Annotated in this window: 10 protein-coding genes; 9 read left to right on the forward strand and 1 reads right to left on the reverse strand. The window is 61.9% G+C overall.

The window, feature by feature from the left end:
* Positions 1-22: 22 nt before the first annotated feature.
* The 9 genes from FY258_RS00650 (at position 23) to FY258_RS00690 (ending at position 11088) form a co-directional block, all read left to right on the forward strand.
* Positions 23-1510, forward strand: a complete 1488-nt coding sequence (locus FY258_RS00650) for a sensor histidine kinase (RefSeq protein WP_118102403.1) — start codon at positions 23-25, stop codon at positions 1508-1510.
* Between the two features lie 170 nt (positions 1511-1680).
* A complete protein-coding gene (locus FY258_RS00655; RefSeq protein ID WP_118102404.1) occupies positions 1681-2418 on the forward strand; it encodes a LytR/AlgR family response regulator transcription factor in 738 nt (245 codons plus the stop codon).
* Between the two features lie 141 nt (positions 2419-2559).
* Positions 2560-3384, forward strand: a complete 825-nt coding sequence (gene trhA, locus FY258_RS00660) for a PAQR family membrane homeostasis protein TrhA (protein ID WP_259324382.1) — start codon at positions 2560-2562, stop codon at positions 3382-3384.
* A gap of 151 nt (positions 3385-3535) precedes the next feature.
* A complete protein-coding gene (locus tag FY258_RS00665; protein ID WP_118102405.1) occupies positions 3536-4993 on the forward strand; it encodes a hemolysin family protein in 1458 nt (485 codons plus the stop codon).
* 155 nt (positions 4994-5148) lie between these two features.
* A complete protein-coding gene (locus tag FY258_RS00670; protein WP_118103921.1) occupies positions 5149-5787 on the forward strand; it encodes a hypothetical protein in 639 nt (212 codons plus the stop codon).
* A 619-nt stretch (positions 5788-6406) separates the two neighbouring features.
* Positions 6407-6961: a PTS sugar transporter subunit IIA gene (locus FY258_RS00675; RefSeq protein WP_182279351.1), complete on the forward strand. Its 555-nt coding sequence runs from the start codon at positions 6407-6409 to the stop codon at positions 6959-6961.
* 27 nt (positions 6962-6988) lie between these two features.
* Positions 6989-7876 carry a PRD domain-containing protein gene (locus tag FY258_RS00680; protein ID WP_118102407.1) on the forward strand — a complete coding sequence of 296 codons (888 nt, stop codon included), beginning with the start codon at positions 6989-6991 and terminating at the stop codon, positions 7874-7876.
* Positions 7877-7880: 4 nt separating this feature from the next.
* Positions 7881-9545 (forward strand): PTS transporter subunit EIIC, encoded by a 1665-nt coding sequence (locus FY258_RS00685; protein ID WP_118102408.1) that lies wholly within the window; start codon positions 7881-7883, stop codon positions 9543-9545.
* Positions 9546-9699: 154 nt separating this feature from the next.
* Complete coding sequence (locus tag FY258_RS00690; RefSeq protein ID WP_118102409.1) at positions 9700-11088, forward strand: 6-phospho-alpha-glucosidase; 1389 nt, start codon at positions 9700-9702, stop codon at positions 11086-11088.
* A gap of 279 nt (positions 11089-11367) precedes the next feature.
* On the opposite strand, the gene FY258_RS00695 is transcribed toward FY258_RS00690, so the two are convergent.
* Positions 11368-12099 (reverse strand): hypothetical protein, encoded by a 732-nt coding sequence (locus tag FY258_RS00695; RefSeq protein WP_118102410.1) that lies wholly within the window; start codon positions 12097-12099, stop codon positions 11368-11370.
* Positions 12100-12102: the final 3 nt, after the last annotated feature.

Raw genomic sequence — 12102 nt, forward strand, 5'->3', positions numbered from 1 at the left:
TTGGTATCATGGAGCGCGTGCGATGAATATTAAAAAGGTAGGTGTTTGCGTGCGGCGGCCGTTTGCCCGTTGGAATCAGACGAAATTCTTCCGCGTCGCCCAGAGTTGGGCGCTGCGCGGCCTCATCCTGTGCGTCCCGATGCTGCTCGGCCTGCTGGCCCTCGAATTCGTGGCCAACCCTAACCCGGTCCCTGCGGTCATTACCATCGCCGGCCTCGTCTTGCTGTGCTTCTTCTTTGCATACGTGTTCGTCGCGCCCGATGATTTCTCGCTCTCCGCGACCGACCGAACGCTTGGCATTGCGAGCAAGATTTTCGCCTACATCCGTCACGGTCTGGCGCCCGAGGCGACGCTGGGCGCTTGCAAGTTGATCCTGCCCGAGACCCTGGCCTCGGCGATCTGCATTACCGACGGCACGGCGGTCATCGCGAGTTGGGGCGAGGATTCGGACCGCTGCCCCACAGGTACGCCGGTCGTCCTCGAGAGCACGCTGCGCGTCATCGAGAACGAACGCATGGAGGTTTTTGCGCGCGAGACGTCCGGTCCCGATGAGCCGTATTTCTTCCCGCGCCTGCAGGCCGGCATCACAGCGCCGCTCATCGTCCGCGATCGCTGCATGGGGACCTTCGAGCTGTACTATCCGCGCTACAGCGACATCGACGCGCGCCAGACTGCGCTCGCCACGGGCTTTGCCGAGCTGATCTCCACACAGCTGGCGAGCTTCGAGCTCGAGCGCCAGGAAGACCTGAGCGCCCGCATGGAACTGCGCGCGTTGCAGTCCCAGGTCGATCCGCACTTCCTGTTCAACACCATCGGCACCATCGTGTCGCTGGTGCGAACGGAGCCGGAGAAGGCGCGCTCGCTGCTCATCGACTTCTCGAACTACTATCGCCAGACGCTGTCGAACTCCGATGCGCTTACCTCGCTCGAGAACGAGCTCGATCAGGGCATGCGCTACATCAACCTCATGCAGGCGCGTTACGGCGACGGCCGTCTCAAGCTTTCAGTCGACTTCGACCCGTTCACCCTCGATTGCCGCGTCCCGCCGTTCATCTTGCAGCCGCTGCTCGAGAACTGCATCAAGCATGCGATGCGCGAGGTCGAGCCGTTGTCCATCAAGCTTTCCTCCCTTGAGACGGATGACGGTATCCAGATCGTTGTCGAGGACGATGGCATCGGCATGAACGAGGAGACGCTCGCCCACCTGCTCGACGTGAAGCGCGATGAGGACGATATGTGCTCGTGTGGTTGCACCGAGGAGGACGGCGAGTGCGTCGAGGCCAAGCTCGAGTCCATGAGCAGGAGGGACGCTCCCACTACGGCGGACGGCTCGCTCAAGCGCGGCGGCGGCTTGGCCCTCGTCAACGTGCTCATGCGCATACACTTCTTCTTTGGCGCGGAATCGGGCATCCACGTCGAATCGCAGGAGGGCGTGGGAACGCGCGTGACGGTCGACCTGATCGGCGAACCTCACGAGCCGGAGGGGACGGCGCTTCCCTCTGCCAGGTGACGGCGGTTCGGCCCGCGGCACAGCGCGTCTTGCGGGTCGATGCGGGCGCGCCGTGCCCTGCGCCCGCGTTACACTAAGGTCCTGACTGTGCGCGACATACGGTTGCGCGTCGCGGCCGATTTGATTGGATGACGTGTTGGGCGCAGAGCCCATGGGACAAGGGAGATGGCATGGCCGACCAGGCATGGCGTGTTTTGATTGTCGATGACGAGCCGCCGATTCGCGCTGAGTTGAACTACCTGCTCAAGCAGGACGGCCGCGTCGGACGCATCGAGGAGGCCGGCGGGGCGACGGAGGCGGTCGAGAAGATCTTGGCCTTTGGTCCCGAGGTGCTGTTCCTCGACATTCAAATGCCCGGCACGAGCGGTGTTCAGCTCGCAGATACGTTGCAAAAGCTGAAGAAGCCCCCGGTGATCGTGTTCGTGACGGCGTTTTCCGAGTACGCGGCGGAGGCGTTCGAGCTCGACGCGGCGGACTACGTGCTCAAGCCGGTTGAGCAGGACCGCCTTGAGAAGGCGCTCGACAAGGTCGAGAACGCCCTCAACGCCCGCCGGCCGGCGGTGGCCGAGCCCGTGCGCCGCATCCAGGGCGAGCGCAACGGCAAGCGCACCTACATCCCCGTGACCGACATCGCCTATATCGAGGCCCGCGCCGACTACGCCTCCGCTCATACGGAGGCCGGCACCTACCTGGTCAATGATTCCATCTCGGTTTTGGAGCGCCGTCTGGCAAATGAGGGGTTCCTGCGCGTGCACCGCAGCTTCCTGGTGAACATCGACGACGTCCGCGATGTCGAGGTGCTCAAGCCGAGCGGCCTCATGCAGCTCAAGCTCGGCCGGACGGACGCGAGCATCCCGGTCAGCCGCAGGCGTGCGACCGGTGTTAAAAAGCAGCTCGGCCTGGCGTGATGAGCCGGCGCCGCGCGCCCGCGCGCGGTTTGTGGCGAGTCTTCATAGACATGGGTGACGTGGTGCGCTTCCTCGCGCGTACCACGTCATTTTGCTATAGTAACGAGCAATGTAGCTATTTTTGGAGGACGATCTGAGACCATGCCTGACGCGAGTGACAGTCCCTCGCCGCGACCCGATGTCGCGGCTGCCCCTGTTCCCATAGCGCGCGCCGACGCGGCATCGCGGGCGCAGCGCTTGCTGCATGCCGCCGGTTCGACCGCAAAGGAGGCGGTCGCCACCGTCGGAGCGCCGGTCAAGGCGGCGGCTCGTACGGTCAAGCGTCACTTGGTGCCCCAGTACACGCTGGGTGAGGAAATCGCGAACTCCATCACGCACGGCATAGGCGTCGCCCTCGGCATCGCCGCGCTCGTCGTCATGGTCGTGAAGGCGGCCATGCATGGGGCCCATCCGGCGTCGCTCGCCAGTGCGATCATTTTCGGCATCGCGCTCATCCTCGAATATCTTGCATCGACGCTGTATCACGCCATTGCCGTCCCGGCTGCCAAGCGCGTCTTTCGCGTGATCGACCATAGCTGCATTTACCTGCTCATCGCGGGCACGTACACTCCGTTTTGCCTCATCACGCTGGCCGATGCCGGCGGTATCCCGCTGTGCATCGCCGTGTGGGCGATCGCAATCGCGGGCGTGCTGTTCGAGGCGTTCATGCGCGAGCGCCAGCCCCATTGGCTCGCCGCTGTAATCTACGTCGCGATGGGTTGGCTCGTCGTCTTCCGCTTGCCGCAGCTTGTCGCCGCACTGCATCCCACCGCGCTCGTTCTGCTCGCTGTGGGCGGCGTGTGCTACACCGTCGGAGCGGTGTTTTACGTTCTCAAGAAGATTCGCTATATGCACAGTATTTTCCACCTGTGGGTTCTTGCCGGCAGCGTGCTGCAATTCTTGGCGGTGGTCCTCTTCGTGATCTAGCTTCTGGTGCGTAAATCCTCGGATGTGTAATGAGGGACGGGTGCAAATTACACATCGATTTGCGTGCATCGTGCGATGTGCAATTCGCACCCGTCCCCAATTACACATTGCTCGCGCCATACACCTACCCAGGAGGTTTGAACCCGTCCCCATGGACATCACCATCAGTATCATCACCACGCTCGTCCTCACCATCGTCAACGGCTACTTCTCCATGTCGGAGATGGCCCTTACCACGGCCAAGCGTGCCGTGCTCGACCACGAGGCGGAAGGAGGCGACCGCCGCGCCGCCCGCGCCGCCGAGCTCGCGGCCAACTCCGGCAACTTCCTCGCCACCATTCAGGTTGCGATCACGCTCGTGGGCTTTGCGTCTTCCGCGGTCGCGTCCACCAACCTGTCCGACCCGCTCGCGCAGTGGCTGTCGAGCTTCGGCATCGATGCGCTGACCATGGTCGCTCCCGGCCTCGCGCCCGTGCTCATCACGCTCGCCGTGTCCTACCTCTCGATTGTTGTGGGCGAGCTTGTTCCCAAGCGCATCGCCCTGGCCGATGCCGAGGGCATGGCCAAGCGCGTCGCCAAACCGCTCACGGTGTTCCAGAAGGTCGCCCGCCCGCTCGTCTGGCTGACGCAGGCCTCCGCCGACGGTCTCGCCCGCATCTTGCGCATCAAGAACGCCGACGACCGGCAGAACGTTTCCGAGGAGGAGATCCGCTACATGATCAACGAGCAGGACACCCTGCTCGACGAGGAGAAGCGCATCATCCATGAGGTGTTCGACCTGGGTGACGCCTCCGCGCGCGAGGTCATGGTGCCGCGCGTCGACGTGACCATGGCCGAGGATATCCAGACGGTCACCGAGGTCATGAACCTCATGCGCCAGACGGGCTTCTCCCGTATGCCGGTGTTCCACGAGGATCAGGACGGCGTGGTCGGCATCGCCCACATCAAGGACCTGATCGGCCCCGTCATGGGCGGCGAGGGCGATCGCCCCGTGTCCGAGTTCATGCGCGACGCCACCTTTATCCCCGACACCAAGGACATCTTGCCTCTGCTCTCCGAGATGCAGACGGCGCACGACCAGATCGTCGTGGTGGTTGATGAATACGGTGGCACTGCCGGCATCATCACCATCGAGGACATCGTCGAGGAGATCGTCGGCGAGATCGAGGACGAGTTCGACCCCGACAACAAGTACCTCACGCGTCTCTCCAAGCGCGAGTGGCTGGTCGATGGCCGCTTCCCGTGCGATGACGCGATCGAGCTCGGCTGGCCCATCGAGGAGAGCGACGAGTACGAGACCATCGCCGGCTGGATCCTCGACCTTTGCGACTCCCTGCCCGATATTGGCGAGGTTTTCGAGTCCGATGGGTACAAGTTCAAGGTGCAGTCCATGCGCGGGCAGCGCATCTCGCTCATTCGCGTGATTGCGCCTCTCGAGGAGCCCAAGCCCTCCGAGGAGGAGCGCGCCGCGGACGTTCGGTCCGGAGTCGAGCGCGCGATTCGCGAGCACGTGCAGGAGAACGCCACGCGCTCCCGTTCGGTGCGAGCGGGCGCGAACATCTCGCCGGATGATCTCACGCCCGAGTACCAGCCCGAGAAGAGCGAGTAGGGGCGACGCGTTTCCGGTGGGGCGCGAGCCGCAAGGCGAGTGAACCGCACTGGCACCCGGATGCCGAGCGAGCGCGTGCGCGGGGTGCGCGGATGTCGCTCCGTAGCGATGTAGTCGATCAGCGCCGTTCGGGCGCCGATGAGAAAGGTAAGGCCATGGCCGATTTGTTCAACATTCTCAAGGTCACGGTGGGACCCAAAAAGCTGACCGCCCGCGTGCTTGTGAACCCTGGCATGCCCCTCATGACGTCTGAGGACGTTGAGGCGACCGCCCGTGTGTATTATCTCGCCCCCGCCATCGCCGAGCATATGTGCCTGGGCGATGCTGGTTCCAAGTTCCAGGACTGCATGGGCCATACGGAGCTTGCCCACCTGCTCGAGCACCTCACAGTCGAGATCATGAACGAGACGGGGCTTGCCGGCGGTATTTCCAGCGGTCGCACGCGTGGCGTGATGGGCGATGACCGTCTGTTTGACGTTGAGATCTCCTGCCCTGATGACGCACTTGCCGTCGGTGCGCTCTCTTCCGCTTCCTTCATGATGAACTGGGCGTATCTGCACGCCGATCAGACGCCGCCGGACTTCCCGGGCACGGTTGCCGCGCTCGCAAGCCTGGTTGGCAGCCTGCGCGGGGAGGCCGCTACGGGCGATGGCGCCGGTGCTAGTTTGGGTGCCGCGGCGAACGGCGCCGAGTGCGGGGCCGAGGATTTCGGCCCGATCGATACCGAGGGTGCTTCCGTTGTCGCGCATGATGACGTCGAGGGCGCCGTCTTCGGTGGCGCTGCCGCCGAGTAGCAAGGCATCGCATCGCGTTTCCGCGCGGCATCGCCGTCGTGCCGCCATGTCCCTTGAGGATATGAACGATTTTGCCGGCAGAAATAGGAGCTTATGAACGATTCGTTCATAAGCTCCATTTTTGTACAGCTCTCTACCTGGGAAAACGTCATGGACTCATGAGTGCGATTTTTGCAATCGTTCATATCCTCCAATCGTTCATAAGCTCTCGATTGCGCACGGGTTTCAACCGCACATGGTTCCTGATGGCTGCGCGTCGCGTCGCGTTGCTTCGTTGAGGGCTCGTCAGCCTGCGGTTCCCAAGGAGCCAAGAGGGGCTTCCGGTCCGATCTTTTGAATGCGGCTCTGCAAACGAATGACCGTTTACCATAAAATAGCTACCGTTCACGGTTGCATGAAGGCCCCATCTCGGTGCTGCGGCTTGACGCGGCTCGCGGGGGATTCTTATACTCCAAACCGCAACAAGAAATGAGGAAGGTTACCTCGACGCGCTTCGTGGGCCTGACCAAACTCTTGCAGTGCCAAGCGCCGCCCAGTGGCGGCATTCTTGCGCAACCGCACAGTTTCGGTCCGGTCTTTTTTCATGCCGCGATGCGGCAACACGAGGAGTGATTACGAAATGGGTTTCCTTTCGAACTTGTTTGGCGGTAAGACATCTGAGGTCGAGCAGCCGGCGACTGAGGACGGTCGCACGGCCGAAGCATCCCCTCAGGCCACCCCCGTTGCGACGGTTCTCTGCCCAGTATCCGGCACCGTGATGGACATCTCTGAGGTGAACGATCCCGTCTTTGCGGGCAAGGCCATGGGCGACGGTATCGCCATTGTGCCGAGCGAGGGTGTCCTCGTTGCGCCTATTTCTGGAACGGTGGAGGCCTTGTTCCCGACGGGCCACGCGCTCGCTATCAAGGACGAAGCCGGCATGGGGGTCATGCTCCATATCGGCATCGATACGGTAGACATGAAGGGCGATGGCTTTATCGCTCGCATCGCTCAGGGCGATCGCGTCGAGGCGGGCCAGATTCTCGTTGAGTTTGATCGAGAGAAGATCGCGGCCGCCGGTTTCGAGGACACGACGATGATGGTCGTCACCGAGCTTGGTTCAGACCTCTCATTGGCCAAGTGCCCTGCTGGCGCCGTCGCGCGCGGCGACGTCGTCCTCTCCCTGATTCGCTAGCCGGTTGCTCGAACCGAGGTCATAGCCGTGGTTATCAAACGCATCTACAACAACAACGTCGCGATGGTCGACGATGCCGGCGCCGAGAGGATCGCCGTCGGCAGGGGGATCGCATTCGGCCGCAAGCGCGGAGACGAGCTCGACCCCGCATCCGTTGACAAGGTCTTCACCCTCGACGACCCCGACCAGCTGACGCGCCTGGAGCGCCTCATCAAGGGCATCCCCGCCGAGTATCTGCTCATCGCCGAGGAGATCGTCGAGATGCTGCGCCGCGAATCGAAGGCCCCGATCGACGACAACGTGCTCATCGCCCTGACGGATCACATCTCGATGGCGCTCGAGCGCGAGCGGACGGGTGTCGCCTGCGACAACCCGCTCCTGTTCGAGATCAAGCGCTTCTACAAAGACGAATTCGCGCTCGCCCTCAAGGCGCGCGAGATCATTCGCGCGCACCTCGGCATCGAGGTGTCCGAGGGCGAGGTCGGCTTCATCGCCCTGCACATCGTGAACGCGACGATGAAGCAACGTACCGACCATTTGATGCTTTCAATCAAGATGATCAACGGCATCCTCGATACCGTGTCCGAAACTTTTGGGCTCACGTATGACGAGGGTAGCGTCCAATACGAGCGCTTTTTGCGCCACCTTCAGTTCTTCTCCCAGCGCGTGCTCGACAAGAGCATCGCGCAGTCCGAGGACACCTTCCTATTCCACTTGGGTAAAGACCAGTACCCTGATGCGCTTGAGTGCACCGAGCGCATCGGCGCGCATATCGAGCAGGAGTATGGCTGCGTCGTGAGCGATGCCGAGAAGGGATATCTGGTGTACCACATCGCAAATCTCGTACACGCCCCGCATGCGGACGCGTCGGGGGAGTCGTCTGTCGCAGCGGGCGACCAACAGAAAGGAGCGTAAGGCAATGGCAAATAAGCTGAAGAGTTCGCTGGAGGTGTTTTCCAAGTCAATCGTCCAGCCGCTGATGTACCTGTCCGTGGCGGGCACCGTGCTGATCTTGGGAATCCTCCTCACCAATCAGACCATCACCTCGATGGTCCCCTTCCTGCAACTGCCGTTCTTCGCCACCATGGGCAAGATCATCTACAACAGCTTGATGTTCATCGTGAACAACCTCGCGGTGATTTTCTGCGCTGGTATCGCCGGCGCGATGGCCAAGAAGGACAAGGGCCATGCGACGCTCATCGGTCTCATGTCCTTCTTCCTGTTCCTGAATGCCAACAACATCACCCTCGAGGCCATGGGCATGCTCGCCGAGCCCGGCCAGCTCGGCCTCATCGGCACGGGTCAGAGCGAGGTCCTGGGCATCCAGGTTCTCGACATGGGCGTGTTCGGCGGCATCATCTTGGGCTGCATCGCCGGTTGGGTGTTCAACAAGTTCGGCGGCAAGCAGTTCCCCATCGCCCTGTCGATGTTCTCGGGCGTTCGCTTCCCGTTCCTCATTATGATCTGCGTGTCCCTCGGCCTGGGTGCCCTCGCCTGCGTCGCATGGCCTCCCGTGCAGGGCGCCATCGCCTCGGTGGCGGGCATGATCCAGCAGAGCGGCAACATCGGTCTGTTCATCTACGGCGCGCTCAACAAGCTACTCGTCCCGCTCGGACTTCATCATCTCGTGTACGCCCCGTTCCAGTTCTCCGACATGGGCGGCACGCTCGCCCTGGGCGAGACGGTGATCGCCGGCGCCTACCCGATCCGCGTCGCCGAGATGGGCATGCCTGGCGTCCCGTTCTCCGACAGCACCTACTACAACGGCTACGCCTTCAACAACCTGTGGCCCTACCTGGGCATCGGCGCCGCCTTCATCTTCACGGCCTATAAGTCCAACAAGGACAAGACCCGCGCCGTTATCCTGCCCCTCATGATCACCGCGCTCCTCACCTGCATCACCGAGCCGATGGACTTCCTGTTCGTGTTCGCTGCCCCTGTGCTGTTCGTGGTCCACTCGATTCTGTCCGGCATCAGCCTCGTTCTGCTCAAGGTCCTGAGCATCCCCGCCTCCGTGCAGGGCGGTATCATCAACATCGTGGTGAGTAACCTGGTGCTCGGCGTCGAGAAGACCAACTGGCCCATGATGCTCGTCCTGGGCGTCGCCAACGCGGTCCTGTACTTCGTCGTGTTCTCGGTGCTCATCAAGAAGCTGCACCTGCACACCCCCGGCCGCGAGGGTGAGGAGGGCGAGCCCGAGCTCGCCGCCGAGGCGGCTCGGACGGAGGGCGCCGTCGCGGCGGGCGATTCTCGCGAGTCCAACGCTTCTGGTGACTCTTCCACCACGGGCTCTCAGCCCGCGCAGACGGTCGCCGGCGATTCCGCGGGGCTGGCTTCCGGTGACGCCGATCCGATCCTCGACCTCATCGCCGGCCTCGGCGGGAAGGCCAACATCCAGTCCACCGAGAATTGCTTCACTCGCCTTCGCGTAAATGTGGCCGACGAGTCTCTCATCGATGAGGACCTCATCAACCACATGAAGAACAGCGGCATCGTCCGCAACGGCAATGACATCCAGATCATCTTCGGCATGGAGGTCGCTCGCGTGCGCGGCCAGGTCGAGGATGCCCTGGAGGGCATGTAACCCCCAAACGCGCCGTTTGCGCTTGCGGGCGGCGCCATGCGCGGGGGCGGGTGCGCAAGCCCGCCCGTCCCCGCCCGCTCGGCGCGTCACGCGCCGGGAATCCTCAAGGCAAGCGCGTTTGTCCCGTTTTTTCGCATATGAGAAAGGATGCATCATGATTATCACCCTGGCAGGTGGCGGATCCACCTTCACGCCCGGCATCGTCAAGTCGATCGCCCTGCGCCGCGAGGAGCTCGAGGTCGACGAGATCCGCCTGTACGACATCGACGGGGAGCGCCAGCGCAAGGTGGGCGTCCTGGTCGATTGGATCTTGCACGAGGATCTCGGCACCGACATCAAGCTCACCGTCACGACGGATCCGAAGGAGGCGTTTACCGACGCCAGCTTCGTGTTCGCCCAGATGCGCGTGGGCAAGTACGCCATGCGCGAGCAGGACGAGAAGATCCCGCTGCGCCACGGCTGCGTGGGACAGGAGACGTGCGGGTGTGGCGGCATGGCCTATGGCATGCGCACGATCTTCCCCATGGTCGAGCTGATCGATTTGGTGGAGAAGTACGCAAAGGACGACTATTGGATCCTCAACTACTCCAACCCCGCGGCGATCGTGTCCGAGGCGTGCCGCGTGTTGCGCCCGGATGCGCGCATCATCAATATCTGCGACATGCCCATCGCCATCATCGACGTGGTGTGCGAGGCGCTCCAGATCGACAAGCGCGACGTCGAGTACGATTACTTTGGGCTCAATCACTTCGGATGGTTCACTTCGATCCGCTGCAAGGGCGAGGAGATCCTGCCCGAGCTGCGTGATTACATCATGGAGCACGAGATCCTGTTGCCCGACAGCTATGTGAAGAACGCTGCAAAGCAGGGTGCCATGGCCGGCGTGAAGAAGGACGGCGGCGAGAGTGGCGCCGAGCAGAACCGCCACACCAAGGGCAGCTGGTACTACGTGTGGAAGGGCGTCTACGAGATCATGGAGCTCTTCCCGGAGTACCTGCCCAACACCTACCTCAACTACTACCTGCAGCAGAAGGAGTTCGTCGAGCACTCAGACCCCGAGCGCACCCGCGCGAATGAGGTCATGGACGGCCGCGAGAAGAGCCTGTTCGAGGGCATCGACCGCTACGAGGCGACCGGCGAAATCGATGAGAGCATCTTCTACGCGGGTAGTCACGGTGACTGGATCGCCGATCTGGCGCTCGCTCTCAAGAACGACACCAAGGCGCGCTTCCTGGTGATTTGCCAGAACAAGGGCGCGATTCCCAACATGCCCTACGACGCCATGGTCGAGCTGCCCGCCTACATCGGCAAGAACGGCCCCGAGGTCATCTCGCGCGACGAGATCCCGCTGTTCCAGCAGGGCCTCATGATGCAGCAGGTCAATTGCGAGAAACTGCTGGTCGAGGGTTGCATCGAGGGGTCGTACGAGAAGGTCCTGAAGGCGTTCGCGCTTAACAAGACCGTCCCTTCCATCAAGGTCGCCAAGGAGGTCCTCGACGACATGATCGAGGCAAACAAGGATTACTGGCCGGAGCTTAAATAACGAGGCCGTCGACGGACCGGCTGCGTGCGGCCCGCTGCAACTCCTGAGACCCCATGGCTTCCTCCAGGGGTGCATCTCAGGGAGCGCATCTCGGTAACGGGCCTTTCGGGTGCGCTCCGTGATGCGCATCCTGGGGATATGAACGATTTTTCCGGCAGAAATAGGAGCTTATGAACGGTCCGTTCATAAGCTCCATTTTTGCACGCCGATCTACCTGCGGAAACGCCGGGCATTTCCAAGCCGTCCCTCGGCAATTGTTCATAAGCTCATACCGACTTCTTACGATGACGGTGGGGAGGCCGCCTCTCGTTCAGCCTGCTGGGCACGATACAAGGTGACGTATTCCTGCATCACATCGCTAGCTCCGACGTTGAGCCAATTGGCCCCAGGAGATTTGTGGACTCCAAGCATGAGTGCGAGAAAGATGCTCTTGTCTTTTGGTTTATAGGTACGTCCTGAAACGAGCTTGTCGGCACACGGCGTTTTCAGGTACGACATTTTTGAGTATCCCCAGGTCTTGCAAATGAGGTTCGTGATGGCGTGGTCCCAGCAGCTGGCATAGGGGTGGCCGTCGATAGCGCCGCTGGGGAATTCCATGCTTCTGCTGGTGACGGGAGGAGGAAGTATCTCGCTCTGTGCACCCCACGCAATTCCATCGCAGTTATGGCCGGCGTACTTTGATTGCGTTGCGGAATCCGTTTCGAGGAAACGCTCATAATCGCTGAGCGCGGTGCTGCCAGCTTGCTTTTGAAGTTCTGTGTCATTAAAAAGATAGCTGTCGCGGAGGTCTGTTCGGATCAATGCGATGAGCCTGCGCACCTTGGCGTCGCGCTCATCGATGAGACCCGCATCGCCCTCATTCCCTTTGAGCTTATCGATTATTTCATCAAGCTCTTTCGCTGCCGCGTCCCACGCGGCTTTGAATTCATCGGTCTTCAGCGCCGGTTCCGGGGTGACGGAAATAAGCAGATTGAGAAACTCTCGGAATGTGGGACTTGATGCATTTCCCATGGC

The sequence above is a fragment of the Collinsella intestinalis genome (assembly GCF_902364775.2).
GTDB lineage: Bacteria > Actinomycetota > Coriobacteriia > Coriobacteriales > Coriobacteriaceae > Collinsella.